Below are 25,661 nucleotides of genomic sequence, written 5' to 3' on the forward strand. Positions count from 1 at the left end.
CCGGCTGCGGCGTCGGGGACGTACCGGCCGTTCCCACACCCGGTCCGTCCTGGCACCCCGCCGCTTCCGTGCGGCCCGCGTTCGCTATGTTGATCGCCGCCGACCCCCACCGGCCGCCCGCCACCGTCCCCCCGTGAAGGAGCCGGCCATGGAGGCCGCTGTCACCACCTGCTACCGCCATCCGTCGTACGAGACGTATGTGCGCTGCACCCGCTGCGACCGCTACATCTGCCCGGACTGCATGCGTGAGGCCGCGGTCGGCCACCACTGCGTGGAGTGCGTGAAGGAGGGGCAGCGGTCGATCCGGCAGGCGCGCACGGTCTTCGGCGGTGCGGTGTCGAGGACGGCGGTCCCCGTGGTGACGTACGTCCTCATGGGCCTGAACATAGCGGCGTATCTGGGCGAGTTGGTACGCCCCGGGATCGTCGACCGGTTCGGGATGCTCGGCGCGGTTCTGGTCGGGCCCCACGGCGGCCGGTACATGTACGAGAGCGGGGACTTCCACGGGTTCCACGCGGTCGGGGTGGTGGACGGCGAGTGGTACCGGCTGCTGACCGGGGCCTTCCTTCATCTTCCGCCGGGCGAGTCGTCCTTCGGTGCGTTGCCGTTCGGGATGCTGCACATCCTCTTCAACATGTACGGCCTGTGGAATCTGGGCCGGGTCGTCGAGGAGCAGCTCGGCCGGGGCCGGTATCTCGCGCTGTATCTGCTGTCGGCGCTGGGCGGCTCGGTGCTGGTGTACCTGATCGCACCGGCCGCCCTGACGGTGGGCGCCTCGGGTGCGGTCTTCGGTCTGGCGGCGGCGTTCTATGTCATCAACCGGCGGCTGGGCCGGGACATGGAGGCGGTCAACCGCTTCATGGCCGGGTTCCTGATCTGGATGCTGATATCCGCGTGGTTCACCTCGTGGCAGGGGCACCTGGGCGGGCTCCTCACGGGCGGCGTCGTCATGGCCGCGCTCGCGTACGCCCCGGCGAAGCGCCGTACCGCGGTGCAGATCGCTGCGTGCGGGGTGGTCTTCCTGGTGCTGGTCGCCCTGGTCGTTCTGAAGACCTCGCAGCTGACCGGCGGCGCCGTGGCGTGAGGTTCCGCCTGCCCGGTCCCGGCCGGCGCCCCGGGCCCGGACGCGCCACGGCGCCTGCCGAATCGTCCGGTCGGGGACGGGCAGGCGCCGCGTTCAGTTCCGTACGCCGTTGTACGGGACGTCTGTTGTGGTGATGCGTACTGCCGGTGGTGCTCAGACCATCAGGGAACGGTCCGTCGGGCGGATCGGGGCCGGCAGTGCGCTGGCCCCGGTCAGGAAGCGGTCCACGCCACGCGCCGCGGAGCGGCCCTCGGCGATGGCCCACACGATGAGGGACTGGCCGCGGCCCGCGTCACCGGCGACGAACACACCGCCGACATTGGTGGCGAAGTCCGCGTCGCGCGCGACATTGCCGCGCTCATCGAGTTCGAGGCCGAACTGCTGGACCAGACCGTTGGCCTGGTCGGTGCCGGTGAAGCCCATGGCCAGGGTGACCAGCTGCGCGGGGATCCGCCGCTCGGTGCCGGGCTTCTGTTCCAGCTTGCCGTCCTTGAACTCCACCTCGACGAGGTGCAGCGCCTGGACGTTGCCGTCCTCGTCGCCCTCGAAGTGCGTGGTCGAGACGGAGTAGACCCGTTCCCCGCCCTCCTCGTGCGCCGAGGTGACCTTGTACAGCATCGGGAAGGTCGGCCAGGGCTGGTTGGCGTTCCGCTCCTCGCCCGGCTTCGGCATGATCTCCAGCTGGGTGACGGAGGCCGCGCCCTGCCGGTGAGCGGTGCCGACGCAGTCGGCGCCGGTGTCACCGCCGCCGATGACGACGACATGCTTGCCCTCGGCGCTGATCGGGGAGACCGTCAGGTCGCCCTCCTGCACCTTGTTGGCGAGCGGCAGGTACTCCATCGCGAAGTGCACGCCGTTCAGCTCGCGGCCCGGGACGGGCAGGTCGCGGGAGACGGTGGCACCGGCGGCGATGACGACCGCGTCGTAGCGGCGGCGGAGCTTGGCGGCGTCGATGTCCTTGCCGATCTCCACCTCCGTACGGAACTTGGTGCCTTCCGCGCGCATCTGCTCGATGCGGCGGTTGATGTGCGACTTCTCCATCTTGAACTCGGGGATGCCGTACCTGAGAAGGCCTCCGATGCGGTCCGCGCGCTCGTAGACGGCGACCGTGTGACCGGCCCGGGTCAGCTGCTGGGCGGCGGCGAGACCCGCCGGACCCGAACCGATGACCGCGACCGTCTTGCCGGAGAGGCGCTCGGGCGGCTGCGGGGTGACGTCGCCGCTGCCCCACGCCTTGTCGATGATCGAGACTTCGACGTTCTTGATGGTGACGGCCGGCTGGTTGATGCCGAGCACGCACGCCGACTCACAGGGAGCCGGGCACAGCCGCCCGGTGAACTCCGGGAAGTTGTTCGTGGCGTGCAGGCGCTCGGACGCAGCCTTCCAGTCCTCGCGGTAGGCGTAGTCGTTCCACTCGGGGATGAGGTTCCCCAGCGGGCAGCCGTTGTGGCAGAACGGGATGCCGCAGTCCATGCAGCGCCCGGCCTGCTTGCTGATGATCGGGAGCAGCGAGCCCGGAACGTAGACCTCGTTCCAGTCCTTGACTCGCTCGCCCGCGGGGCGGGTCTCGGCGACCTCGCGCCCGGTGGTCAGGAAGCCCTTGGGGTCAGCCATTGGTCGCCGCCTCCATCATCTTCTCGGTGGTCTCCTGCTCGGAGAGACCGGCGAGCTCAGCGGCGTCCTTGGCGGCGAGCACTGCCTTGTAGGTGGACGGGATGATCTTGCTGAAGCGGGAGACACCGCCGTCGGCGCTGTCCCACTCGGCAAGAAGCTTCTCTGCGACCGTGGAGCCGGTCTCCTCCTGGTGGCGGCGCACGACGTCGTGCAGCCACTGCTTGTCGCTGTCGGAGAGCGCCTCGATCGCGCCGAGGTTGCCGACGTTGACGTTGTCGCGGTCCAGGTCGACGACGTACGCGACACCACCCGACATACCGGCGGCGAAGTTGCGGCCGGTCTCGCCGAGGACGACGGCGTGACCGCCGGTCATGTACTCGCAGCCGTGGTCGCCCACACCTTCCGAGACGACCGTCGCGCCGGAGTTGCGGACGCAGAACCGCTCACCGGTGCGGCCGCGCAGGAACAGCTCGCCGCCGGTCGCGCCGTAGGCGATGGTGTTGCCCGCGATGGTGGAGTACTCGGCGAGGTGCTCGGCGCCGCGGTCCGGGCGGACGATGACGCGGCCGCCGGAGAGGCCCTTGCCGACGTAGTCGTTGGCGTCGCCCTCCAGTCGCAGCGTCACACCGCTCGGCACGAACGCGCCGAACGACTGGCCGGCGGACCCGGTGAAGGTGATGTCGATGGTGTCCTGCGGCAGACCCGCGCCGCCGAACTTCTTCGTCACCTCGTGGCCGAGCATCGTCCCGACGGTCCGGTTGATGTTCCGGATCGCGATCTGGGCCCGGACCGGCTGGGCGGCCTCGGCACTGTCCACGTTCAGGGCGTCGGCGGCGAGCTTGATCAGCTCGTTGTCGAGGGCCTTGGCGAGACCGTGGTCCTGCTCGATCAGCTGGTGGCGGACCGCGCCCTCGGGCAGCTCGGGGACGTGGAACAGGGGCTTCAGGTCGAGGCCCTGCGCCTTCCAGTGCGTGATCGCACGGTCGGTGTCCAGCAACTCGGCGTGGCCGACGGCCTCTTCGATCGTACGGAAGCCGAGCTCGGCGAGGAGCTCGCGGACTTCCTGGGCGATGAACTCGAAGAAGTTGACGACGTACTCGGCCTTGCCGGAGAACCGGTCGCGCAGGACCGGGTTCTGGGTGGCAATGCCGACCGGGCAGGTGTCGAGGTGGCAGACACGCATCATGACGCAGCCGGAGACGACGAGCGGCGCGGTCGCGAAACCGAACTCCTCGGCGCCGAGCAGCGCGGCGATGATGACGTCGCGGCCGGTCTTCAGCTGGCCGTCCGTCTGCACGACGATGCGGTCGCGCAGGCCGTTGAGCAGCAGGGTCTGCTGCGTCTCGGCGAGGCCGAGCTCCCAGGGGCCGCCCGCGTGCTTCAGCGAGGTGAGCGGGGAGGCGCCCGTTCCGCCGTCGTGGCCGGAGATCAGGACGACGTCCGCGTGCGCCTTGGAGACACCCGCGGCGACCGTGCCGACGCCGACCTCGGAGACCAGCTTCACGTGGATGCGGGCCGCCGGATTGGCGTTCTTGAGGTCGTGGATCAGCTGAGCCAGGTCCTCGATGGAGTAGATGTCGTGGTGCGGCGGCGGGGAGATCAGACCGACGCCCGGGGTGGAGTGCCGGGTCTTGGCGACCCACGGGTAGACCTTGTGGCCGGGCAGCTGGCCGCCCTCGCCGGGCTTGGCACCCTGCGCCATCTTGATCTGGATGTCGTCCGCGTTGACCAGGTACTCGCTGGTCACACCGAAGCGGCCGGAGGCGACCTGCTTGATGGACGAGCGGCGCGCCGGGTCGTACAGCCGGTCGGCGTCCTCGCCGCCCTCACCGGTGTTGGACTTGCCGCCCAGCTGGTTCATGGCGATGGCGAGGGTCTCGTGCGCCTCGCGGGAGATCGAGCCGTACGACATGGCTCCGGTCGAGAATCGCTTGACGATGTCGGAGACGGACTCGACCTCGTCGACCGGGATCGCCTCACGGTCCGACTTGAAGCCGAACAGGCCGCGGAGCGTCATCAGGCGCTCGGACTGCTCGTTCACCCGGTCCGTGTACTTTTTGAAGATGTCGTACCGCTTGTTGCGCGTGGCGTGCTGGAGGCGGAAGACCGTCTCCGGGTCGAAGAGGTGCGGCTCGCCCTCGCGGCGCCACTGGTACTCGCCGCCGATCTCCAGCGCGCGGTGCGAGGCGGAGATGCCGGAGGCGGGGTACGCCTTGGCGTGCCGGGCGGCGACCTCCCTGGCGACCACGTCGAGTCCGGCGCCGCCGATCTTGGTGGCGGTGCCGTTGAAGTACTTCGCGACGAAGGCCTCGTCCAGGCCGACGGCCTCGAAGACCTGGGCGCCGCGGTAGGAGGCGACGGTGGAGATGCCCATCTTGGACATGACCTTCAGGACGCCCTTGCCGAGCGCGTAGATCAGGTTCCGGATGGCCTTCTCGGGCTCGATGCCCTCGATGAACGTGCCGGCCCGGACCAGGTCCTCGACGGACTCCATCGCGAGGTACGGGTTGACCGCGGCGGCGCCGTAACCGATCAGCAGCGCGACGTGGTGGACCTCGCGGACGTCCCCGGCCTCGACCAGCAGACCCACCTGAGTGCGCTGCTTGGTACGGATGAGGTGATGGTGGACGGCCGAGGTGAGCAGCAGCGACGGGATCGGCGCGTGCTCGGCGTCGGAGTGCCGGTCGGACAGGACGATCAGGCGGGCGCCGTCCTCTATGGCGGCGTCGACCTCGGTACAGATCTGCTCGATCCGCGCGGCGAGGGCCTCACCGCTGCCGCTGACCCGGTAGAGACCGGAGAGCGTGGCGGCCTTCATGCCCGGCATGTCGCCGTCGGCATTGATGTGTATCAGCTTGGCCAGCTCGTCGTTGTCGATCACCGGGAACGGCAGCGTGACACTGCGGCACGACGCGGCGGTCGGCTCCAGCAGGTTGCCCTGCGGGCCGAGCGTGGAGCGCAGCGAGGTGACCAGCTCCTCGCGGATGGCGTCCAGCGGCGGGTTGGTGACCTGCGCGAACAGCTGGGTGAAGTAGTCGAAGAGCAGCCGGGGGCGCTCGGACAGAGCGGCGATCGGCGAGTCCGTACCCATGGAGCCGAGCGGCTCGCCGGCGGTGCGGGCCATCGGCGCGAGGATGACGCGGAGCTCTTCCTCGGTGTAGCCGAACGTCTGCTGGCGGCGGGTGACGGAGGCGTGCGTGTGCACGATGTGCTCGCGCTCGGGGAGATCCTCCAGCTCGATCTCGCCGGTCTCCAGCCACTCCTGGTACGGCTGCTCGGCGGCGAGGCCCGCCTTGATCTCGTCGTCCTCGATGATGCGGCCCTCGGCGGTGTCGACGAGGAACATCTTGCCGGGCTGCAGGCGGCCCTTGCGGACCACCTTCGCGGGGTCGATGTCCAGGACCCCGACCTCGGAGGAGAGGACGACGAGGCCGCCGTCGGTGACCCAGTAACGGCCCGGGCGCAGACCGTTGCGGTCGAGGACCGCGCCGACCTGGGTGCCGTCGGTGAAGGTGACGCAGGCCGGGCCGTCCCAGGGCTCCATCATCGTGGAGTGGTACTGGTAGAAGGCGCGGCGGGCCGGGTCCATGGAGTCGTGGTTCTCCCACGCCTCGGGGACCATCATCAGCACCGAGTGCGGCAGCGAGCGGCCGCCGAGGTGGAGCAGCTCCAGGACCTCGTCGAAGGAGGCGGAGTCGGAGGCGTCCGGGGTGCAGACGGGGAAGATCCGGTCGAGCTGCTCGCTGCCGAAGAGGCTCGACGCCAGCTGGGACTCGCGGGCCTTCATCCAGTTGCGGTTGCCCTTGACCGTGTTGATCTCGCCGTTGTGCGCGACGAAGCGGTACGGGTGGGCGAGCGGCCAGCTCGGGAAGGTGTTCGTGGAGAAACGCGAGTGGACCAGTGCGACCGTGGTGGCGAAGCGGTGGTCGGAGAGGTCCGGGAAGAACGGCTCCAGCTGCCCGGTGGTGAGCATGCCCTTGTAGACGATCGTGCGGGCGGAGAGCGAGGGGAAGTAGACCCCTGCCTCACGCTCGGCGCGCTTGCGCAGCACGAAGGCCTTGCGGTCGAGGGCGATGCCGGCGCTCGTACCGTCGGCAACGAAGAGCTGCCGGAACTCGGGCATGGTGGCGCGGGCGCCGTTGCCGAGGAAATCGGGGGTGACCGGGACCTCGCGCCAGCCGAGGACCTTGAGGCCCTCCTCGGCGGCGATCTTCTCAAGCTTCTGGACGGCCTCGGCGGAGTCGTCCGCGGGCAGGAAGGCGATACCGACGGCGTAGGCACCGGCCTCGGGGAGGTCGAAGGGGACCTCTTCACGGAGGAAGGTGTCGGGCACCTGGAGCAGGATTCCGGCGCCGTCGCCCGAGTCGGGCTCGGATCCGGTGGCGCCGCGGTGTTCGAGGTTGCGCAGCACGGTAAGCGCCTGCTCGACCAGCTCATGGCTGGCCACACCGGTCAGAGTGGCCACGAACCCGACGCCACAGGCGTCGTGCTCGTTACGGGGGTCGTACATCCCCTGCTGGGCGGGGCGACCGTCCATGGGCGACCAGGCGTCGGAACGCATCGGCTCTCCCGTCGTCGTCGTGGCATATGCAGTGCCGAGGGACGACGTTGGCCCTCTGCGAAATTTCATGCAGGTTACATAATGGGGCGCTTCTCAAGAAGCGGATAGTCCGTTCCAACATGCGGACACCGCTCGCGGAGCGGCGGGAGTTTTGGGTCGCAGTCGGAGGATCGGCGCCCGGGGGGACCGCAGAGAGCAGGCGTCGTTGCCTGCGGTGTCTACGGCTCATGCCCGGCGGAAAAGGAATCGAAACCGCCGAGTAACGGCTATATATGTGGAGCCCTGTATAGGAACTCATTTTACGTCCGCGGAGGGGTTCCGCCCAGAGGCGTCGGCCAAGACGTACGTCACACGGATGGCGCCCAGGTTACGGGCATGATCCGCGCACACACCCCGGACGTCCACGCGCGACGCGGGACAGGCGGGACAGTCGGGCCCGTCCGGCCCGTGACGGCACAGTGCGGACAGACGGCGAACGCGGGCCCGGTCACGCTCCCCGCGAAGCGAATGGGAGGGCTCGCCCGCTCGAGCGAAGCCGAGAGCCCGGGGAAGACCGACGGCAACGCCGCAGACATGTGTGCCGAACCCGCGGGCCCGGCATGATCCGAACGAGCGACCCCGAAGACTGTCCCGTCATCCCCGACGGGGCTCGGCGCGCCGATCGGATGAGGTGCATCGCAGGGCGGAGGGACGTCCGCATGCTGGACTCATTCGGATGTCCGACAACCCGGCGAGGTGCCACAGCTGTCGTCGTGCGCCCGTCAGGGATGACGGACCGGGCCTCAGCCCCCGACGGCCACACCGAACAACGTGCCCAGCCCGTAGGTGATCGCCGCGGCCGTACCACCGAGCGTCAGCTGCCGCAGCCCGCTGAACCACCAGCTGCGCGCCGTCACCCTGGCCACCACCGCGCCGCAGCCGAAGAGCCCGATGAGCGCCAGCAGCACCGCGGGCCACAGGGCGTGTGCTCCGAGCAGATACGGCAGTACGGGCAGCAGCGCCCCCAGCGCGAACGCGCCGAACGACGACACGGCGGCGACCAGCGGCGACGGCAGATCGCTCGGGTCGATGCCGAGCTCCTCGCGGGCGTGTATCTCCAGGGCCTGCTCCGGATCGCGGGACAGCTGCCGGGCGACCTCGCGGGCGAGCCCGGGCTCGACACCACGGGACTCGTACAGCGCGGCGAGCTCTTCCATCTCGTCCGCGGGGTGCTTGCGCAATTCGCGGCGCTCGACGTCGAGTTCGGCCTCGACAAGCTCTCGTTGCGAAGCGACGGAGGTGTACTCGCCGGCCGCCATGGAGAACGCACCGGCGGCCAGACCCGCCAGACCGGTGATCACGAGCGTCTGCTGGGACACCGAGCCGCCCGCTACGCCGGTCATCAGCGCGAGGTTGGAGACGAGTCCGTCCATCGCACCGAAGACCGCGGGGCGCAGCCAGCCGCCGTTCACATCACGGTGGGTGTGGTTGTCACGGTGCGCCTCATGCAGGACGGCGTCGGTCTCGATGATGGACACAGCTCTCCCCTTCTCCGGCAGCGGGATTCACTCGCTCCGCCCCCTCAACACCCTCGAAACTACGCACGAAAAGAGCCCCCCGCCAGCAAGCCAGGCCGTACTTACCTGCCCTCTGACCAGGTAAGCAAGGCCTGCCTCAGGAGAGGCAGGCCGTCATCCGACTGGCCCTTTTGTCACGCTTATCGGCCTTTGTCGGGTCTCCGCGTGGCACAGATCGGACAGGCACGAGAACTGGCTCGGTACGAGCGAAGGGTCGACGCGATGGAGTCGATTGCGGGTAATCCGGCAGAGCGGCCGACGGGCCGTACGAGCGCGGGCTCAACGGGCACGGGCGGTGCGGGCGCAGGCGGTGCGGCGGAGGCCGCACGGCACGCCCCGGACGCCCCCGGCAGGGGCCGGTCGGCCCATGCGGACCACATGCTCCACGCCGGACGCCTCGACCGGGCCGACCGGGCCCGTGGCGCGCTCCTGGGGCTCGCCGTGGGTGACGCCCTGGGCGCACCGGCGGAGAACCTGCGGCCGTCCGAGATCCGCCGCCGCTGGGGCCGGATCGAGGGCTTCGTCAGCGACGACCCGGCGGGCACCGATGACACGGAGTATGCGATCTTCTCCGGGCTGTTGCTCGCCCGGCACGGTTCGGCTCTGACCGTCACCCACGTCGAGCGGGCCTGGCACCTGTGGATCGCCGACCTGGACGAGGGGCCGTTCCGCGGCGCCGGATTCAGCGAGCGCGGCACGCTGGAGAACCTGCGCCGGGGTCTCGCCGCCCCGATCTCCGCCCAGCACCGGCACGCCTGGAGCGACGGACTCGCGATGCGGGCGGCGCCGTTCGGCGTGTTCGCGGCAGGCCGGCCCGCGGAGGCCGCGCGCCTGGTCGCGGTCGACGGCCGGGTCAGCCACGACGGCGAGGGTATCTACGGCGGCCAGGCGGTGGCGGCCGGAGTGGCCGCCGCGATGGTCGGCGCGGGGGTCGCTTCCGTGATCGCGGCCGCGCTGTCCGTCGTACCGATGGACTCCTGGACGGCGCGCTCGCTGCGCCGCGCCGTGGCTGCCGCCCAGCGCGCCCATCCCGACCGGCTCACCACGGAGCGGGCCGTGCGCTCGGCGGTGGTGGTCGGCGGATATCCATGGACGGACCTGGCGCCGGAGGCGGTCGGCCTGGCGTTCGGCGCGTTCGCGGCGGCCCGCGGCGATTTCCGTACGGCGGTCCTGACCGCGGTCAACATGGGCCGCGACGCGGACACGACGGCGGCCGTTGCGGGAGCGCTGGCCGGCGCACTGCACGGAGTGTCCGCGATCCCGCGGATCTGGGGCGAGGCGATCGGACCGGTCCGGGGCAGCTGTCTGCCGTCGATGCGGGGCTACCACGTCCTGGACATCGCGGAGCTGCTCACGCCGGACGAGACGGACGAGGCGGACCCGATGGGCGGGACCGGCAGGGCGGGCGGGGCGGTCGGCGGGGCAGGCGAACCGACAGCCGGGGCAGACGGCGGCGCAGGCGAACCGGCGGTGGTCGCGTCATGACCACGGCACGCGACACTCGCCGCACCAGCGACCCCGCCTCCCTCCCCGCCCGGCCCCTGCCCGGGCGCCGCGCCCGGATCGAGGGACTGCTCCTCGGGCTCGCCTCGGGGGATGCCGCGGGGTGGCCCGCCGCGCGCCACCGGGCGGCCCGGATGCCGGAGTGGACCCGGCGCCTCACCCGGGAGCTCGACACCTTCGCCGAGCAGAACGCCACCACCACCCTGCCCGTGCCGATCGCCCTCAACCAGCCGCCCGAACCGCTGCGACTCGGGCCGTCGGACGATGCCGAATGGGCCGCGTTCGCCGCCGGGACCGTGCTCGCCTCGGAGGCGGGGTCGCTGCACCATCTCTCCCCCGAGCGCCGGATGCGGGCCGCCATCGATCTCTCCTGGAACGCGCTGGCCGCTGAGGTCGCCGCGGCTGCCGCGCAGGCGCCGGAGGTCGAGTCGGCGGTCCTCCCCCTGCGCGCCCGGATCTCGGTCCGGGCCGGGCTCGGCAATCTCGCCGCCGGGCTGCGGCCGCCCGCAACCGGCCACGACAACCCGCACTATTTCGACGACGCGGCCTGTGTGCGGGCCGCCGTGCTGGCGGTCGTCCACCCCGGTGAGCCCGAAGCCGCCGCCGAACTCGCCGAGTTCGACGCCCGATACACGCAGGACGGCGACGGTGTGCACGGTGCCCGTGCGATGGCCGCCGCGATCGCCGAGGCGCTGGGCGGGGCCGATGTCGACACCGTGGTGAACGCCGCACTCGCCCAGCTCCCCGACGGCACCGAGATCGCCCGCAACGCCGCGCACGCCGTCCGGATCGCCCGGGACTTCGTGGGCGAGGCGGCGGGCGCCTTCGCGCTCGTACCGGTGCTGGAGCATCAGATCGTCGATCATGTGTACAGCTACGGGATCGCCGCCGCCGAGACCGTGCCGGTCGCGCTCGCCCTCGCCACCGCCGCCCGGGGCGAGATCGCCCAGGCCATTCCGGCGGCGGCCTGCCTGTCACGGGTCGCGGACTCGGCGCCCGCCCTGGCCGGTGCGCTGACCGGCGCGCTCGGCGGTATCGCCGCCGTCCCGGACGGCTGGCGCGAGGCCTGCCGCACCCTCGCCGGGTGTGCGCTGCCCCGACTCGCGGGCACGGATCTCATCGAACTCGCCGGGCTGCTGACAGACACGGAACCAGCTCCTCCGGGTGGACAATTCCGACATGACGCCCACAGGGAATAAACTGCCCACCGCGCTCACCCTCGATGAACGGATCGGCGGCGCCCTCGTCGGCGCCGCCGTCGGCGACGCGCTCGGGGGCCCGGTCGAGGGCCGGTCCGCGGAGCAGATCGCCGAACGCCACGGCGGCCGGGTCACCGGCATCGTCGGCCCGTGGGACGGCGACGACTGGCGCACCGCCCGCCCCATCGCCCCTTACTACAAGGGTGACGGGCACGTCACCGACGACACCCTGATGACCCATGCGCTGGTACGGGTGTACGGCGCCGTACGGGACCACCTCGACGCGTACTCCGTGGCCGACCACCTCGTACCGGAGCTGATCGCGAACCCCCGCTGGATTCCGGAGCTGCAGGCCGAGGCCCTGCCACTGCAACGGGTCTTCCTCGCCGAGAAGTGGATCGTCGCCCGGCTCCACTACGGCCATGTCGATCCGCGCGAGGCGGGCTCCGGAAACATCGTGAACTGCGGTGCGGCGATGTACATGGCGCCGGTCGGTCTGGTCAACGCCGCGCATCCGCAGGCCGCGTACGCCGAGGCACTGGACCTCGCGGGCGCCCATCAGTCGTCGTACGGGAGGGAGGCGGCCGGGGTCTTCGCGGCGGCCGTCGCCGCCGCCTGCGCCCCGGACGCGACGCCCGCCACCGTCGTCGACACCTGCCTGTCGCTCGCCAAGGACGGAACCCGGACCGCCATCGAGGCCGTGTGCGAAGTGGCCGTCCGGCACCAGGACTTCGAGACGGCGCTGGCGCCGCTGCGTGCCGCGGTGGCCCCCTTCGACACCGTCGGACCCGACTACCGCTCTCCGTCCCTCGGCGCCCGCCGGCCGTCCCGGCTGCACGCCGTCGAGGAGCTGCCGATCGCCCTCGGAATGCTGCTCGTCGCGGACGGCGACTACCGGCAAGCGGTGCTCGGATCGGTGAACTACGGCCGCGACTGCGACTCGATCGCCACGATGAGCGGCGCGCTCGCGGGCGCGCTGCACGGCGAAGCGGCAATCCCCGCCACCTGGGTGAAAACGGTGGCGGAGGCCAGCCGCCTCGATCTGCACGCGCCGGCACGGACGCTCACGGACGTCGCCCGCGAGGTGTTCGCACGGGACACCGCCCGGCGGCGTGCACACGAGGCGGCGTTCGCGACGCTGGCAGGCACGCCATGACCGTGCGGGTCACCTGGGTGCAACCCGAGGACCTGATCGGGCACGAGCTGCGCCAGGCGGCCGAGGACGGCCGGGACGCGCGGCACATCGAACGCAGGTGGTACGCGGCGGGCGGCGCACCCGCCCCGGAGCGCGCGGGCGCGTCGAAGTCCCCCGCGCCACCCGCCCTGCGCGCGCTCGCCGAGGGCCTGCTCGACGAACTCGCCGGGCTCACCTCGCCGCTGCATGTCGACGAGCCGACGGATCTCGCCGCGATCCGGGCGGCCTGCCCGTACTGGCCGGCGTCCCGCACGGCCCCCTCACCGGCCGGCACGGCCCCGCTGGAGGCGGCGTGGCTGGGGCGTGCGGCCGGCTGCGTGCTCGGCAAACCCGTCGAGAAACTGCCCCTCGCGGGGATCCGTGCGCTGGCCAGGGCCACCGGGAACTGGCCGCTCGCCACCTGGTTCACCGCGAAGGGCCTGCCCGCGGAACTTGCATCCGCCCACCCCTGGAACCGTCGCTCCGCAGCCACCTCGCTCGCCGAGAACATCGACGGAACGCCGGAGGACGACGACCTCAACTACCCTCTCCTGACCGTGCTGTTGATCCAGCGGTACGGGCCGTCCTTCCGTACCGCCGATCTCGCCCGGCTCTGGCTCGACGAACTTCCCGCGGGCCGCACCTTCACCGCCGAGCGGGTCGCGTACCGCAATCTGCTCGACGGCATCGAACCGCCGGACACCGCCCGGCACCGCAACCCGTTCCGGGAGTGGATCGGCGCCCGGATCCGCGCCGACGTGCACGGCTGGACCCACCCCGGCGACCCGGCGGCCGCGGCCGAGCAGGCACACCGGGACGCCGTCCTCACGCATACCGGCAACGGTGTGTACGGGGCGATGTTCACCGCCGCGGCGCTCGCCGAGGCGGCCGGTGGCGCCGCGGATGTGCACGGCTGTCTGACGGCCGGTCTGCGCGTCGTACCGCCCCGCTCCCGGTTCGCGCACGCGGTCCGCACCGGGATCGACGCGGCCCGCGGTGAGGAGGACTTCGACGAGGTCGTCGACCGGCTGCACGCCGAGTTCGGCGGGTACCACTGGGTCCATGTACTGCCCAACGCCGCTCTGCTCGCCGCTGCTCTCACCCACGCCGACGGCGACTTCTCCGGCTCCATCTGCCGTGCGGTGGCCGGTGGTTGGGACACCGACTCGAACGGTGCGACCGCCGGTTCCCTTGCCGGTCTGCTGGCCGGCCGGCCCGAGGCGCTGCCCGACCGATGGACCACCCCGCTGGGGAACCGGCTCGGCACATCCGTTCCCGGATTCGACTCCATCGGCTTCGACGCACTCGCCGAAATGACCCACCGGCTCATCCACGAGGAGGCACGCCGCCCATGACCGGCATCGCGGTGCTCGGCAGCACCAATATGGACCTTGTCGCCTACGTCGCACGGGCTCCGCAGCGCGGAGAGACCGTCACCGGGCGGGAGTTCCGCACCGTCCCCGGCGGCAAGGGCGCGAACCAGGCCGTCGCCGCCGCCCGCGCGGGCGCCGACGTGATGATGATCGGCGCGGTCGGTGACGACGCGTACGGGGCGCAGCTGCGGTCCGCACTGGAGCACGCGGGCGTGGACACCGACCTGTTGCACACCGCGGAGGGCCCCAGCGGCACCGCGCACATCGTCGTCGACGACGCGGGCGGCAACGCAATCGTGGTGATCCCCGGCGCCAACGGAACCGTCACCTCCCTCGGCCCCGGCGAGATGGCCGCCATCGCGGGCGCCGACCTGCTGCTCCTGCAACTGGAACTGCCCCTGTCCGCCGTGCTGGAAGGGGCGCGGGTCGCGCATGCGCAGGGTGTACGGACGATTCTCACCCCCTCCCCCGTGCAACCGCTGCCGGACCAACTCTTCGACACCATCGATCTCCTGATTCCCAATGAGCACGAGGCCGCCGCGCTCTCCGGGCACGTCGAACCCCACGCGGCGGCGGACATCCTGCTCCGGCAGGTCCCCGAGGTCGTCATCACGCTCGGCGCGAAGGGCTGCCTGTACGCGTCCCGGGGCACCGAAAAGATCCACTTCCCTGCGCCCGAGGTCACCGCCGTGGACACCACCGGCGCCGGGGACACCTTCGTCGGCACGCTCGCCGTGGCGCTCGGCGAGGGGCGTTCCGTACCGGAGGCGCTGGCCTGGGCGTCGTCGGCCGCCGCACTCTGTGTGCAGAAGCCGGGCGCCTCGGCCTCCATGCCGTACCGCAGCGAGATCGACGCCGCATGACCGCGCCCGGGGAAGCACCCCTCACCGGTCTGCGGGTCCTCGACCTCGCCACGCTCTTCGCGGGCCCCCTCGCGGCCACCATGCTCGGCGACTTCGGCGCCGAGGTGATCAAGGTCGAGCATCCACGGAAACCCGATCCGTCGCGCGGGCACGGCCCGACGAAGGACGGCATCGGTCTGTGGTGGAAGCTGCTCGGCCGCAACAAACGCAATCTGACCCTCGATCTCTCCGCTCGCGGCGGCCGCGACGTCCTGCTGCGGCTGGCCGCGTCCACCGATGTGATCATCGAGAACTTCCGGCCGGGGACACTGGAACGGTGGGGCATCGGCTGGGAGGAGCTGCACGCCGCCAACCCGCGGCTGGTGCTCACCCGGGTCACCGGCTTCGGCCAGTTCGGCCCGCATGCGCACCGCCCCGGCTTCGGCACACTCGCCGAGGCCATGAGCGGGTTCGCCGCGATCACCGGGGAGCCGGACGGGCCGCCGACCCTGCCGCCCTTCGGGCTCGCCGACTCGATCGCGGCGCTCGCCACCGCGTACGCCGTGATGGCGGCGCTGGCCGGGCGGGACCGCACCGGGGAGGGGCAGGTCGTCGACATGGCGATCATCGAGCCGATCCTGACCGTGCTCGGCCCGCAGCCGCTCTGGTACGACCAGCTCGGATACGTCCAGGAACGCACCGGCAACCGCTCGCGCAACAACGCCCCGCGCAATACGTACCGCACGTCCGACGGTCAGTGGGTCGCCGTGTCCACGTCCGCCCAGTCGATCGCCGAACGGGTGATGCATCTGGTCGGCCGCGCGGAACTGATCGACGAGCCGTGGTTCGCGTCCGGCGCCACCCGCGCCGACCACTCCGACGAACTCGACGAGGCGGTCGGCGACTGGATCGCCCGGCACACCCGTGACGACGCGATCTCCGCGTTCGAGAAGGCGGAGGCAGCCATCGCGCCGATCCATGACATCCGGGACGTGATGGAGGACCCGCAGTACCGGGCCCTGAACTCCATCACCGAGGTCCCCGACCCGGAGCTGGGCCCGCTGCGTATGCAGAACGTCCTCTTCCGGCTGTCCGGGACCCCGGGGGCGATCCGCTGGGCGGGCCGGCCGCACGGCGCGGACACCGACGAGATTCTCACCGGGCTCGGCCTGACGAATCCGGAGATCGCCGCGCTGCGGGCGGGGAGCGTGCTGTGACGGCGGCGGCAGCGGTGCCTCTGACCTGGCTGTACGTCCCCGGGGACCGTCCGGACGTGGTGCGCAAGGCGCGCGATTCGGGTGCGGACGTGGTGATCGTCGATCTGGAGGACGCGGTCGCGCCGGACCGCAAGGCGTATGCACGGTCCGCCACCGCCGAACTCCTCGCCGAACCGCTCGCCGGCACGGACGGTGTGCCGGTGCATGTCCGGGTCCACACCGAAGCCGACATCCTGGCCCTGGCCGGACTTCCCGGCCTGGCCGGACTGCGGCTGCCCAAGATCACGCATGCCGCGACCGTCCATCACATCGCGGCTCTGGCCCCCGGCGTCGCGCTCTGTCCGCTGCTGGAGTCGGCGCTCGGCATCGAGCACGCGTACACGATCGCGGCCTCCCACTCCCAGGTCCGCTCCATCGCCATCGGCGAGATCGATCTCCGGGCCGATCTGGGCGTACGGGACGACACGGGCCTGGACTGGTCGCGCAGCCGGGTGGTGGTCGCCGCCCGCGCGGCAGGGCTCGCCCCGCCGACCCAGTCGGTGTTCCCGGACGTCCTGGACCTGGACGGGCTGTGGAAGTCCTGCGTGCACGGGAGGGCGCTGGGATTCGTCGGCCGGGCGGCGATCCACCCCCGGCAGCTGCCGGTCATCGAACGGGCATTCCGGCCGACGGCGGAGGAGATCGAGGCGGCGCAGGAGATCGTGGCGGCGGCGCTGACGGATGCGGGTGCGCTGGCACTGCCGGACGGCCGCTTCGTGGACGCGGCAGTGGTGGCTTCGGCTCGCCGGACGCTGGCGCTGGCGGAACGGGTGGGGTGACGGGGGAAGGATCCAGCGCCTCCGGCGACCGAGAAGCGGGGGCCGGGGGCCGAGACCTCGGTGGGGGAACAGCGAAAGGCCCCGAGCCGTTTGGTTCGGGGCCTTTCGTACAGACGGGTGGCGTCAGGCGTTCTTGGCTGCTTCTGCGGTGCCGTTCTTCTCCGGCGCCTCCGCATCCGGCGCCTCCGCATCCGGCGCCTCCGCATCGGGCGCCTGCGTGTCGCCGACGGCGTCGCCGTCACGGTCCGTGTCACCGGCGGCATCCGCGTCGGGCGCCGCGTCCTCGACGCCCTTGGCGTCCTCGGCCGCTCCCGGCTCGACGACCTCCTCGCGCCCCGGCCGTACCTTCGCCGAGATCACGATGTACGTCACCGCCAGCACGAACATGATGAGCGCGGTCCACACATTCAGGCGCAGGCCCAGGATGTGGTGCGCCTCGTCGACCCGCATGTACTCGATCCAGGCGCGACCCGTGCAGTACGCCGCGACGTACAGCGCGAATGCCCGCCCGTGTCCGAGCTTGAAGCGGCGGTCGGCCCAGATCACCAGCAGGGCGACGCCCACGCACCACAGCGACTCGTACAGGAACGTCGGGTGGTACGTTCCGGCGACCCGGTTGGGACCTTCGCTGATCTTCAGCGCCCACGGCAGATCCGTCGGCTTGCCGTACAGCTCCTGGTTGAACCAGTTGCCCCAGCGGCCGAACGCCTGGGCGATGGCGATGCCGGGGGCGAGCGCGTCGGCCCAGGCGGGCAGCGGGATACCTCGACGACGGCAGCCGATCCAGGCGCCGACCGCGCCGAGCGCGATCGCGCCCCAGATACCGAGGCCTCCCTGCCAGATCTTGAAGGCATCGACCCAGTTCTCACCGTCGCTGAAATACAGCTGATAGTCGGTGATGACGTGGTAGAGCCGACCGCCGACGAGACCGAAGGGCACGGCCCAGACGGCGATGTCGGCCACCGTGCCGGCTCTGCCGCCCCGGGCGATCCAGCGCTTGTTGCCGAACCAGACGGCGACAAACACACCGATGATGATGCAGAACGCGTAGCCGCGAAGCGGGATCGGGCCGAGATTGATCACGCCGGTCGACGGGCTGGGAATGTAGGCAAGGTCCATGACAGGGTCGACGCTACCCTGCCGGGCGGGAGGTGCGGCAACCCGCCCGACAACTTCTGGGTAACGAGCCGGTCATCAATTCCCCGTCCGGGCCGCCCCGCAGCCCACGTCAGCGGGGTGACTCAGGAACCGGAGGGCGACGGTGTGACCTTCACCGGCTTCTTGCCCTTGTTCGCCTCGACGACCCACTTCTTCAGGTTCGCCTCGGTGATCGGTTCGTTCCCCTTCTTCGGGAAGATCGATTCGCCGTTGAGGAGCGCGGTCGGCGTGCCCTGGAATCCGCCGTTCTGGAAGGCGGTGTGGGACTTCTGGACCCAGGTGTTGTGCGTGCCGTCCTCCACGCAGCTGCGGAAGTCGGGCGTGTCGAGGCCCTCGACCTTGCCCGCCAGCTCGATCAGCTTGCTGCTCTTGCCGAAGGCGTCGTCGGTCTCCGGCGGCTGATTGCGGTACAGGACGTCGTGGTACGCGGAGAACTTCCCGACGTCCTGCGCGCAAGCGGCCGCATTGGCCGCGTCCAGCGATCCGCTGCCGCCGAGATTGCCGTCGATGAGCGTGACCAGGTGGTACAGGACCTTGAGCTGTCCGGTGTTCTCCAGCTCGTGGATCGTGTTCCGGAACGCATTCTCGAACTGGCCACAGACCGGGCAGCGGAAGTCCTCCCAGACCGTCAGCGTGGACGGGGCGTCGTTCGCGCCCACCTGGATGGCCAGGCTGTCCTTGCCCGTCGCCCCCGACGGTGCGACGGCCGGCCCCGACTTGCTCGCCTTGTTGCCCTTGCCCCCCGAATTCGCGGCGATCACGCCGATGACGGCGGCCAGCGCCAGCACACCCACCACGGCGGTGGAGACGATCAGCGTGCGCCGGCGGCGCTCGCGCGCCTTCTCCTGCTCACGCTGCTGGATGAGCCGGTCGCGCGCGGCCCTTTTTCCCTCTTGGTTGTTCTCGCTCACACCCGCAGCAACGAACCGGGGAGGCACGCGCGTGCCTCCCCGGCCCCAGGTCCACCCGGATGGATTACACCCGATGTCAGCGCTTTCGAACGCCTTCGGCCAATTCGCCCGCCAATGAGCGGACCGCGGCGAGACCGGACGCCTCGTCGGGGGCGTCCAGGATCCGCTTGACGAAGGCGGAGCCGACGATCACCCCGTCGGCGAAGACCGCGACCTCGGCGGCCTGCTGGGCGTTGGAGACGCCGAGGCCGACGCAGACCGGGAGCTCGGTCGTTGCGCAGGTGCGCCGGACCAGGTCCTGGGCCTGCTCGCCGACCGATTCGCGGGTGCCGGTGACCCCCATCAGCGAGGCCGCGTAGACGAAGCCGGAGCCGGCCGCGGTGATGGTGGTGAGGCGCTCGTCCTTGCTGCTCGGTGCGACGACGAAGACGGTCGCGAGACCGTGCTTGTCGGCGTGCTCGCGCCACACCGAGGACTCCTGGACCGGCAGGTCGGGCAGGATGCACCCGGCGCCGCCCGCCTCGGCGAGCTCGGCGGTGAACCGCTCGATGCCGTACCGGTCGATGGGGTTCCAGTACGTCATGACAAGGATCGGGGCGCCGGTCGCCTCGTACGCCTCGCGGACCGTACGCATCACGTCGGCGATCTTCACGCCGCCGCGCAGAGCGATGTCGTCGGCTGTCTGGATGACCGGCCCGTCGAGCACGGGGTCGCTGTGCGGCAGGCCCACCTCAACGACATCGGCACCACCGGCGACGACGGCCTTCACGGCCTCGATACCGCCGTCGACCGTCGGGAACCCGGCCGGCAGGTAGGCGATGAGCGCGGCACGGTCCTCCGCCTTGGCGCCGGCGAGAGCGGCGCTCAACAGCTCGATGTTGCCACTCACTTGGCGTCCTCCTCGATCTCGGCGTCGCCGTTCCCCGCGTCCGCCTCGACGGTCGCGTCCGCGTCGTACAGCCCGAAGTAGCGGGCCGCCGTGTCCATGTCCTTGTCGCCACGGCCGGACAGGTTGACCACGAGCAGTGCGTCCTTGCCGAACTCCTTGCCGACCTCCAGGGCTCCGGCCAGCGCGTGGGCGCTCTCGATGGCCGGAATGATCCCTTCGGTGCGGGAGAGCAGCAGCAGCGCCTGCATGGCGGCATCGTCGGTGACCGCGCGGTACTCGCCGCGACCGATGTCCTTGAGGTACGCGTGCTCCGGGCCGATGCCCGGGTAGTCCAGACCGGCCGAGATGGAGTAGGGCTCGGTGATCTGGCCCTCGTCGTCCTGGAGGACGTAACTGCGCGAGCCGTGCAGGATGCCGGGCTCGCCCGCGGTCAGGGTCGCCGCGTGCTCGCCGGTCTCCACGCCGTGTCCGGCCGGCTCGCAGCCGATCAGCCGGACGTGCGCGTCCGGGATGAAGGCGTGGAACAGGCCGATGGCGTTGGAGCCGCCGCCGACACAGGCGATCGCGGCGTCCGGCAGCCGGCCGGTCCGTTCCAGGACCTGTCGTCGGGCCTCGACGCCGATGACGCGGTGGAAGTCGCGGACCATCGCCGGGAAGGGGTGCGGGCCCGCGACCGTACCGAAGAGGTAGTGCGTGCGGTCCACATTGGCGACCCAGTCGCGGAACGCCTCGTTGATGGCGTCCTTGAGTGTGCGGGAGCCGGATTTCACGGCGACGACCTCGGCGCCGAGCATCCGCATCCGCGCCACGTTCAGCGCCTGCCGCTCGGTGTCGATCTCACCCATGTAGATGGTGCATTCGAGGCCGAAGAGGGCGCAGGCGGTCGCGGTGGCGACGCCGTGCTGGCCGGCGCCGGTCTCGGCGATGACGCGGGTCTTGCCCATGCGCTTGGTGAGCAGTGCCTGGCCCAGCACGTTGTTGATCTTGTGCGAGCCGGTGTGGTTCAGGTCCTCGCGCTTGAGGAAGATCCGGGCTCCGCCCGCGTGCTCGGCGAAGCGGGGCACCTCGGTCAGCGCACTGGGCCGACCGGTGTAGTTGACCATGAGCTCATTGAGCTCGGCGGCGAAGGCCGGGTCGGCCTTCGCCTTGTCGTACTCGACGGCGACCTCGTCCACGGCGGCGACGAGCGCCTCCGGGATGAACTTGCCGCCGAACGCGCCGAAGTAGCCCTCGGCGCTGGGGATCAGACCCTCGGGGTCCGGAATGAAGAAGTCAGATGACATCCGACGTGCTCCTCGTCATGGCAACGGGTGGGTTCACCGTATGCGCCGTCAGCAGAGCGCCGCCGCGACCGGGGACGGTCGGACGGTGCGGTCGTACGTACGAGTGGGTGGTGCGAGTACGTCGGCCGGGGCTCGCTACAGCGCGGTCCCCGTGCGCCATCGCATGCCGTTGACCTGGCCGGGCTCGTCGCCGATCACATACCGCACCCGCCGTCCGTGCACGCGGCGCGCGGGGGCGCGGCAGCCGCGGGGGCGGCAGCCGCGCGCCAGCGGCGCGTGCGGGTCCCGGGCAGCCGTCACCATGGCCAGGCGCAGGCGCGGCCGGGTGCGGGGCAGGGGACGGTCGGCGGACATGGTGCGGGTCAGCCCCGTCCGTGCCGCAGGGCCGGGTGGGCGCCCGCGGCGACCAGGTCGGCGACAGCGGCCCGCGGGTCGCGACCGGTGACCAGGGACTCGCCGACGAGTACGGCGTCGGCGCCGGCATTTGCGTAGGCGATGAGGTCGTGCGGGCCGCGGACGCCGGACTCGGCGACCTTGACGATGCCCGCCGGGATCTCGGGGGCGACACGCTCGAAGGTGGAGCGGTCGACCTTGAGGTCCTTCAGATTGCGCGCATTGATACCGATGATCTTCGCTCCGGCGTCGACGGCGCGCTCCGCCTCCTCCTCGTCGTGCGCCTCGACCAGCGGCGTGAGGCCGATGGACTCGGCGCGCTCGATCAGGGAGACGAGGGCCTCCTGGTCGAGGGCGGCGACGATCAGCAGGGCGAGGTCGGCGCCGTAGGCGCGGGCCTCCCAGAGCTGGTACGAGGTGACGATGAAGTCCTTGCGCAGGATCGGGATGTCGACCTTGGCGCGGACGGCTTCCAGGTCGGCGAGCGAACCGCCGAAGCGACGCTCCTCGGTGAGGACGGAGATGACGGACGCGCCACCGGCCTCGTAGTCCGCGGCGAGCGCGGCCGGGTCGGCGATCGCGGCCAGGGCCCCCTTGGAGGGGCTGGAGCGCTTGACCTCGCAGATGACGGTCACGCCCTCGCCGCGCAGGGCGGCGACTCCGTCCTTGGCCGCCGGAGCGCGCGCCGCGCGTTCCTTGAGCTCGTCGAGGCTGACACGCGCCTGCCGCTCTGCGAGGTCGGCGCGGACGCCGTCGATGATCTCGTCGAGCACACTCACGCGAGCGGCCCCCTTCCGGGACGGTGATGAGGGAACAGGATCAGCCATCTCGATGGTATCCGTAGGAGGGCCGAGGGCCCGCATCCGGCCGCCGAATGTCCCACTAGCTGGGCATTCATGGCGCCAGTACTGATCCGAACGGCAGATTCCGAACGACGGTGAAAATCAGCAGCACAGCGCCGATCCCCCACCAGTAGGCCGGTGCGAGGTTGATCCGTACGGGCATTCCTCTGCTCGCGCGGACCATCCAGACCACCCAGACGGCGGCGAAGATCGCGTAGCCGACGACGGCGAGGGCATTGGAGCCGAAGGCGGCGGCGATATCGCCGTGGGCAACGGCGTGGGCGCTGCGCAGCCCGCCGCAGCCGGGGCAGAACAGGCCGGTGACCTGCAGCATCGGGCAGACCGGGTAGTGGCCCGGCTGGTTGGGGTCGACGGCGCCGACGTAGCCGAAGGCCCCGATGACGGCCGCCATCACCGCCACCGGGGTGACGAGCCGCCGGAAAGGTGATGCGGGCACGGGTGCCGGCGGGAAGGCCGACGCGGGGTGACCGGGCGCCGGCACGACGACCGGCGCGGGCTGGTGACCGGGCGGGCCCGGTGCGGCTTCGGGAGAAGGCGAGGCGTCCACCCGGTGATTGTCCCCGCTCACGCGGAAAGGCGCAGCCCGGCCCGGGCTGCGCCTTTCACGATGCTCCGACCGGCGTCAGGCGGACGTCTGGGCCTGTCCGGCGCGCGCCCGGGCGGCGGCCATCTCGGCCGACTCCTTCGGCATGCCGAGGCCGGCGGCCTTCATCGCGAAACCGACGACTCCGCCGATGAGGATGACCGCGACACCTGCCCAGAAGCCGAGCGGGTTGGCCGCGACCATGAAGACGCCTGCGACGCAGAAGCCGATGAACGAGATGATGACACCGGTCCAGGCGGCCGGGGTGTGACCGTGGCTGCTGCCCGCCATGAGTTGCTCCTCGTTGGTGTTGCGCTGTGGGTATCGCTGTATCGCTGTACGCAAAGCTGGTGGCGCTGTGCTGCCGCTGTGCAGAAAGCTCACGACCATTGTCCCGTACGGACGGGTACGACGTGAGCTGGGGGTCGTACCCGGGGTGTGTCCTACCGGTCACGCCCCGCTCGCGCCGGGAAGTCCTTCAGTGCGTCGGGTCCTCGCCGCGGTCCAGGGCCTTCCACAGGTCCTCGGGCCGGTCCGGGTCCGGGGCGGTGCGGGGGGCCTTGCGGGGGCGTGGGGTGCCGTCGCGCTCGTACCGGCCCGACATGGTCGGCCAGAGCTTCCCGTACCGCAGGGCGAGCAGCCCGGCGATGAGGATCAGCAGTCCGCCTGCGGCGGTGACGTACGGCCAGGCGGTGTGGCTGAGGGCGTCGATGGTGGCGGAGGTGTCGCCGGTGGTCTGCGCCGCCTTCTCGTCGAGGGCCGCGCTGTCGGAGGCGCCGAGGTAGGCGCTCAGTCCGGCACCGAGGCCGCTGAGGGCGAGCAGCCCGGCGACGAGCAGCCGGCCGGTGCTGCGGACGGCGAAGACGGCGACGAGGGCGGCCAGGCCGACGATGGCGAGGGCCGCGGGGAGTCCGGTGACGTCCCGGCCGTCGGCGGTCAGAGGCAGGGAGCCGCCGCCGACGGCGGCCTTGCCCTCGGCCCATGTCTGGCCGGAGGCGAGGAGGACGACGGTGGCACCGACCGCCCCGAGAAGCAGGCCGGCGGCCAGGCTGCGGCGGCTTCCCGTGGCGTCGGGCGCGGTGGCGGCTCGGGCACGGGGCTGGGGTACGGGGACAGCACTCACGTACCCCACTATCCCTTACCCGTTCAGCTTTCGTGGAGGCGGTTGGCGGTATGGACGGCGCGCAGGACCGCGGCGGCCTTGTTGCGGCATTCGGTGTCCTCGGCGACCGGGTCCGAGTCGGCGACGATTCCCGCTCCGGCCTGGACGTACGCGGTGCCGTCGCGCAGCAGAGCCGTACGGATCGCGATCGCGGTGTCGGAGTCCCCGGCGAAGTCGAGGTAGCCGACGCAGCCTCCGTACAGTCCGCGGCGGGTGGGTTCGAGCTCCTCGATGATCTGCATGGCCCGCGGCTTGGGGGCGCCGGAGAGAGTCCCGGCCGGGAAGCACGCGGTCAGGACGTCGAAGGCGGTACGGCCTTCGGCGACGCGGCCGGTGACCGTGGAGACGATGTGCATCACGTGCGAGTACCGCTCGATCGACATGAAGTCGACGACCTCGACGCTGCCGGGCACACAGACCCGTCCCAGGTCGTTGCGGCCGAGGTCGACGAGCATCAGGTGCTCGGCGCGTTCCTTCGGGTCGGCGAGGAGCTCGTCGGCGAGAGCCTGGTCCTCCTGCGGGGTGGCGCCGCGGGGCCGTGTCCCGGCGATCGGGTGGACCATCGCGCGCCCTTCCTCGACCTTGACGAGGGCTTCGGGGCTGGAACCCGCGACATCGAAGCCCTCGAACCGGAAGAGGTACATGTACGGCGACGGGTTGGTCGCACGCAGCACCCGGTAGACGTCCAACGCGCTTGCCGTGCACGGGGTCTCGAAGCGCTGGGACGGGACGACCTGGAACGCCTCGCCGGCCCTGATGCGCTCCTTCACGTCGACGACCGCGTCCTGGAAGGCCTGGCCGCCCCAGAGCGCGGTGTACGGCGGGAGCTCGGACGGCGGAAGGGCCACGGGGGCGCTCTCGACCGGACGGGAGAGGTCCGCCTCCATGGCGTCGAGCCGGGCGACGGCGTCGGCGTACGCCTCGTCGACCCCGGTCTCCAGGTCGTTGTGGTTGATCGCGTTGGCGATCAGCAGGACGCTGCCGTCCCAGTGGTCGAGGACGGCCAGGTCCGAGGTGAGGAGCATCGTCAGCTCGGGGAGCTGCAGGTCGTCGCCTCCGTGCTCGCCGATCCGCTCCAGTCTGCGCACGATGTCGTAACCGAGATAGCCGACCATGCCGCCGGTGAACGGCGGCATGCCGGAGTGCAGGTCGCGGGGCGTGTGCAGGGCCTCGACGGTGGCGCGCAGGGCGTCCAGCGGATCCCCGTCGACGGGGACGCCGACGGGCGGGGTGCCGAGCCAGTGCGCCTGCCCGTCGCGGACGGTGAGGGTGGCGGCGCTGCGGACGCCGATGAAGGAGTAACGGGACCAGGTACGGCCGTTCTCCGCGGATTCGAGGAGGAACGTGCCGGTGCGCTCGCCCGCGAGCTTGCGGTAGAGCGCGACCGGGGTGTCGCCGTCCGCGAGGAGTCGGCGGCTGACGGGGATGACACGCCGGTCGGCGGCCAGCTTGCGGAAGGTCTCAAGATCCATGGCGGC

General features: G+C 71.3%; 21 protein-coding genes. 8 read left to right on the forward strand and 13 right to left on the reverse strand.

Annotation, left to right across the window (positions count from 1 at the left end):
• Positions 1–148 precede the first annotated feature (148 nt).
• Positions 149–1,084, forward strand: coding sequence for a rhomboid family intramembrane serine protease (locus ACFU6I_RS17400; RefSeq protein ID WP_384367012.1), 936 nt, complete (start codon positions 149–151; stop codon positions 1,082–1,084).
• A gap of 153 nt (positions 1,085–1,237) precedes the next feature.
• Here the strand turns inward: ACFU6I_RS17400 and ACFU6I_RS17405 are convergent, their stop codons facing one another.
• The 3 genes from ACFU6I_RS17405 to ACFU6I_RS17415 form a co-directional block, all read right to left on the reverse strand.
• The gene (locus ACFU6I_RS17405) at positions 1,238–2,698 is read right to left on the reverse strand and encodes a glutamate synthase subunit beta (protein WP_384367015.1); all 1,461 of its coding nucleotides are present in this window, start codon (positions 2,696–2,698) and stop codon (positions 1,238–1,240) included.
• The gene (gltB, locus tag ACFU6I_RS17410) at positions 2,691–7,259 is read right to left on the reverse strand and encodes a glutamate synthase large subunit (protein ID WP_384367018.1); all 4,569 of its coding nucleotides are present in this window, start codon (positions 7,257–7,259) and stop codon (positions 2,691–2,693) included. The genes ACFU6I_RS17405 and gltB overlap by 8 nt, the downstream gene beginning before the upstream one ends.
• A 782-nt stretch (positions 7,260–8,041) precedes the next feature.
• Positions 8,042–8,776, reverse strand: a complete 735-nt coding sequence (locus ACFU6I_RS17415; protein ID WP_384367022.1) for a VIT1/CCC1 transporter family protein — start codon at positions 8,774–8,776, stop codon at positions 8,042–8,044.
• 417 nt (positions 8,777–9,193) lie between these two features.
• Here ACFU6I_RS17415 and ACFU6I_RS17420 point away from each other — a divergent pair, with 417 nt between their 5' ends.
• The 7 genes from ACFU6I_RS17420 to ACFU6I_RS17450 are packed head-to-tail and all read left to right on the forward strand — an operon-like array spanning position 9,194 to position 16,941.
• On the forward strand, positions 9,194–10,300 hold the full coding sequence (locus tag ACFU6I_RS17420) for an ADP-ribosylglycohydrolase family protein (RefSeq protein ID WP_384367107.1): 1,107 nt from the start codon (positions 9,194–9,196) through the stop codon (positions 10,298–10,300).
• Positions 10,297–11,517: an ADP-ribosylglycohydrolase family protein gene (locus ACFU6I_RS17425; protein WP_384367025.1), complete on the forward strand. Its 1,221-nt coding sequence runs from the start codon at positions 10,297–10,299 to the stop codon at positions 11,515–11,517. The genes ACFU6I_RS17420 and ACFU6I_RS17425 overlap by 4 nt, the downstream gene beginning before the upstream one ends.
• Entirely contained in the window at positions 11,498–12,673 is a 1,176-nt protein-coding gene (locus ACFU6I_RS17430; RefSeq protein WP_384367028.1) for an ADP-ribosylglycohydrolase family protein, read from the forward strand. Before ACFU6I_RS17425 ends, ACFU6I_RS17430 begins: the two co-directional genes overlap by 20 nt.
• The gene (locus tag ACFU6I_RS17435; RefSeq protein WP_384367031.1) at positions 12,670–14,046 is read left to right on the forward strand and encodes an ADP-ribosylglycohydrolase family protein; all 1,377 of its coding nucleotides are present in this window, start codon (positions 12,670–12,672) and stop codon (positions 14,044–14,046) included. Before ACFU6I_RS17430 ends, ACFU6I_RS17435 begins: the two co-directional genes overlap by 4 nt.
• A complete protein-coding gene (rbsK, locus tag ACFU6I_RS17440) occupies positions 14,043–14,927 on the forward strand; it encodes a ribokinase (RefSeq protein WP_384367034.1) in 885 nt (294 codons plus the stop codon). Before ACFU6I_RS17435 ends, rbsK begins: the two co-directional genes overlap by 4 nt.
• Positions 14,924–16,123, forward strand: a complete 1,200-nt coding sequence (locus tag ACFU6I_RS17445; RefSeq protein ID WP_384367037.1) for a CaiB/BaiF CoA transferase family protein — start codon at positions 14,924–14,926, stop codon at positions 16,121–16,123. The genes rbsK and ACFU6I_RS17445 overlap by 4 nt, the downstream gene beginning before the upstream one ends.
• The gene (locus ACFU6I_RS17450) at positions 16,120–16,941 is read left to right on the forward strand and encodes a CoA ester lyase (protein ID WP_266986759.1); all 822 of its coding nucleotides are present in this window, start codon (positions 16,120–16,122) and stop codon (positions 16,939–16,941) included. Before ACFU6I_RS17445 ends, ACFU6I_RS17450 begins: the two co-directional genes overlap by 4 nt.
• Positions 16,942–17,064: 123 nt before the next feature.
• On the opposite strand, the gene lgt is transcribed toward ACFU6I_RS17450, so the two are convergent.
• The 10 genes from lgt to ACFU6I_RS17500 all read right to left on the reverse strand — a co-directional run bounded on the left by lgt (position 17,065) and on the right by ACFU6I_RS17500 (position 25,655).
• A complete protein-coding gene (lgt, locus tag ACFU6I_RS17455) occupies positions 17,065–18,060 on the reverse strand; it encodes a prolipoprotein diacylglyceryl transferase (RefSeq protein ID WP_384367040.1) in 996 nt (331 codons plus the stop codon).
• A 122-nt stretch (positions 18,061–18,182) separates the two neighbouring features.
• A complete protein-coding gene (locus ACFU6I_RS17460; RefSeq protein ID WP_384367043.1) occupies positions 18,183–19,010 on the reverse strand; it encodes a thioredoxin domain-containing protein in 828 nt (275 codons plus the stop codon).
• 76 nt (positions 19,011–19,086) lie between these two features.
• The gene (gene trpA / locus ACFU6I_RS17465; RefSeq protein WP_384367046.1) at positions 19,087–19,899 is read right to left on the reverse strand and encodes a tryptophan synthase subunit alpha; all 813 of its coding nucleotides are present in this window, start codon (positions 19,897–19,899) and stop codon (positions 19,087–19,089) included.
• Positions 19,896–21,182 carry a tryptophan synthase subunit beta gene (trpB, locus tag ACFU6I_RS17470; protein ID WP_384367049.1) on the reverse strand — a complete coding sequence of 429 codons (1,287 nt, stop codon included), beginning with the start codon at positions 21,180–21,182 and terminating at the stop codon, positions 19,896–19,898. Before trpB ends, trpA begins: the two co-directional genes overlap by 4 nt.
• A gap of 135 nt (positions 21,183–21,317) precedes the next feature.
• Positions 21,318–21,536 (reverse strand): tryptophan biosynthesis modulator TrpM, encoded by a 219-nt coding sequence (gene trpM, locus ACFU6I_RS17475; RefSeq protein WP_266986747.1) that lies wholly within the window; start codon positions 21,534–21,536, stop codon positions 21,318–21,320.
• 8 nt (positions 21,537–21,544) lie between these two features.
• Complete coding sequence (gene trpC / locus ACFU6I_RS17480) at positions 21,545–22,354, reverse strand: indole-3-glycerol phosphate synthase TrpC (protein WP_384367053.1); 810 nt, start codon at positions 22,352–22,354, stop codon at positions 21,545–21,547.
• Between the two features lie 115 nt (positions 22,355–22,469).
• Entirely contained in the window at positions 22,470–22,985 is a 516-nt protein-coding gene (locus tag ACFU6I_RS17485; RefSeq protein ID WP_384367056.1) for a DUF2752 domain-containing protein, read from the reverse strand.
• 75 nt (positions 22,986–23,060) lie between these two features.
• Entirely contained in the window at positions 23,061–23,312 is a 252-nt protein-coding gene (locus ACFU6I_RS17490) for an HGxxPAAW family protein (RefSeq protein ID WP_384367059.1), read from the reverse strand.
• A gap of 187 nt (positions 23,313–23,499) precedes the next feature.
• The gene (locus ACFU6I_RS17495; RefSeq protein WP_384367062.1) at positions 23,500–24,153 is read right to left on the reverse strand and encodes a TIGR02234 family membrane protein; all 654 of its coding nucleotides are present in this window, start codon (positions 24,151–24,153) and stop codon (positions 23,500–23,502) included.
• Positions 24,154–24,167: 14 nt separating this feature from the next.
• Positions 24,168–25,655 carry an anthranilate synthase component I gene (locus ACFU6I_RS17500; protein ID WP_384367065.1) on the reverse strand — a complete coding sequence of 496 codons (1,488 nt, stop codon included), beginning with the start codon at positions 25,653–25,655 and terminating at the stop codon, positions 24,168–24,170.
• Positions 25,656–25,661: the final 6 nt, after the last annotated feature.

The sequence above is a fragment of the Streptomyces sp. NPDC057486 genome, from assembly GCF_042802415.1.
In the GTDB taxonomy this organism is placed as follows: domain Bacteria; phylum Actinomycetota; class Actinomycetes; order Streptomycetales; family Streptomycetaceae; genus Streptomyces; species Streptomyces yanii.

Bases quoted from the DNA above. Each gene is read 5' to 3' on its own strand.
- ACFU6I_RS17500 (WP_384367065.1), bottom strand. From the start codon at position 25,655: ATGGATCTTGAGACCTTCCGCAAGCTGGCCGCCGACCGGCGTGTCATC.
- ACFU6I_RS17445 (WP_384367037.1), top strand. From the start codon at position 14,924: ATGACCGCGCCCGGGGAAGCACCCCTCACCGGTCTGCGGGTCCTCGAC.
- ACFU6I_RS17490 (WP_384367059.1), bottom strand. From the start codon at position 23,312: ATGGCGGGCAGCAGCCACGGTCACACCCCGGCCGCCTGGACCGGTGTC.
- ACFU6I_RS17420 (WP_384367107.1), top strand. From the start codon at position 9,194: ATGCTCCACGCCGGACGCCTCGACCGGGCCGACCGGGCCCGTGGCGCG.
- ACFU6I_RS17435 (WP_384367031.1), top strand. From the start codon at position 12,670: ATGACCGTGCGGGTCACCTGGGTGCAACCCGAGGACCTGATCGGGCAC.
- lgt (WP_384367040.1), bottom strand. From the start codon at position 18,060: ATGGACCTTGCCTACATTCCCAGCCCGTCGACCGGCGTGATCAATCTC.
- ACFU6I_RS17400 (WP_384367012.1), top strand. From the start codon at position 149: ATGGAGGCCGCTGTCACCACCTGCTACCGCCATCCGTCGTACGAGACG.
- trpM (WP_266986747.1), bottom strand. From the start codon at position 21,536: ATGTCCGCCGACCGTCCCCTGCCCCGCACCCGGCCGCGCCTGCGCCTG.
- ACFU6I_RS17405 (WP_384367015.1), bottom strand. From the start codon at position 2,698: ATGGCTGACCCCAAGGGCTTCCTGACCACCGGGCGCGAGGTCGCCGAG.
- ACFU6I_RS17430 (WP_384367028.1), top strand. From the start codon at position 11,498: ATGACGCCCACAGGGAATAAACTGCCCACCGCGCTCACCCTCGATGAA.
- ACFU6I_RS17425 (WP_384367025.1), top strand. From the start codon at position 10,297: ATGACCACGGCACGCGACACTCGCCGCACCAGCGACCCCGCCTCCCTC.
- trpB (WP_384367049.1), bottom strand. From the start codon at position 21,182: ATGTCATCTGACTTCTTCATTCCGGACCCCGAGGGTCTGATCCCCAGC.
- gltB (WP_384367018.1), bottom strand. From the start codon at position 7,259: ATGCGTTCCGACGCCTGGTCGCCCATGGACGGTCGCCCCGCCCAGCAG.
- rbsK (WP_384367034.1), top strand. From the start codon at position 14,043: ATGACCGGCATCGCGGTGCTCGGCAGCACCAATATGGACCTTGTCGCC.